Source organism: Cellulomonas sp. P4_B5_2 (assembly GCF_056402235.1).
This window is the reverse complement of record NZ_JBFUHU010000540.1, coordinates 1-1,007: the sequence shown is the minus strand read 5'-3', so window position 1 is coordinate 1,007 and position 1,007 is coordinate 1. Positions and strand designations below refer to the sequence as shown.

The window sequence follows — 1,007 nt, the reverse complement described above, 5'->3', positions numbered from 1 at the left end:
GGCTCGCACAGCTGCTGGGTGAGCCGCTCGGCGGGACCGTCGGGTTCTCCGTGCGTGGGGAGAGCCGGACCAGCGCGTCGACCCGCGTCGAGGTGGTCACCACCGGGGTGCTCCTGCGACGGCTCCAGCGCGACCCCGAGCTGCCCGGGGTCGCCGTGGTGATCCTCGACGAGGTGCACGAGCGGCACCTGGTCGACGACCTCGCGCTCGCGCTCCTGGTCGACGTCCGGGCCAACCTGCGCGAGGACCTCGCGGTGGTGGCGATGTCGGCGACCGTCGAGGCCGAGCGCACCGCCGCTCTGCTCGGCGGTGCCGAGCCTGCGCCGGTGGTGGCCGTCCCCGGGGCGCAGTTCCCGGTCGAGACCGTGTGGTGCCCGGCCCCCGCACGCACCGCCCGGACGGACGACCGCGGTGTGACGCCCGCATTCCTCGACCACGTCGCCTCGACCGTGCGACGAGCGCTGGACGAGCGCACCGGCGACGTCCTGGTCTTCGTGCCGGGCGCCGGTGAGGTCGACGGCGTCGCTCGTCGGCTCGGCGGGCTCGACGCCGACGTGCGCCCGCTGCACGGCCGCCTGCCGGCCGCCGAGCAGGACAGGGCGCTCACGCCAGGCACCCGTCGACGAGTCGTGGTGTCCACCGCGGTCGCCGAGTCCTCGCTCACCGTGCCGGGCGTCCGGCTGGTGGTCGACGCCGGGCTGTCGCGCGAGCCCCGCACCGACCATGCGCGCGGGCKCGCGGGCCTGGTCACCGTGTCCGTCAGCCGCGCGTCCGCCGAGCAGCGCGCCGGCCGCGCGGGGCGCGAGGGCCCCGGGGCGGTGTACCGGTGCTGGTCCGCCCACGACCACGCCCGGCTGGTCGCGCACCCGCAGCCCGAGATCCTCACGGCCGACCTCACCGCGTTCGCGCTGGAGCTGGCCTGCTGGGGGAGCCCGCACGGCGCCGGTCTCGCCCTGCTCGACCCGCCACCGGCCGCGGCGATGACGGTGGCGCACGCGACCCTCGTC

At 77.2% G+C, this 1,007-nt stretch carries 1 protein-coding gene; it reads left to right on the top strand.

Annotation, left to right across the window (positions count from 1 at the left end):
• The coding region (locus AC1DUQ_RS21970) for a helicase-related protein (RefSeq protein ID WP_477074669.1) at positions 1 to 1,007 on the top strand (1,007 nt) is incomplete at both ends.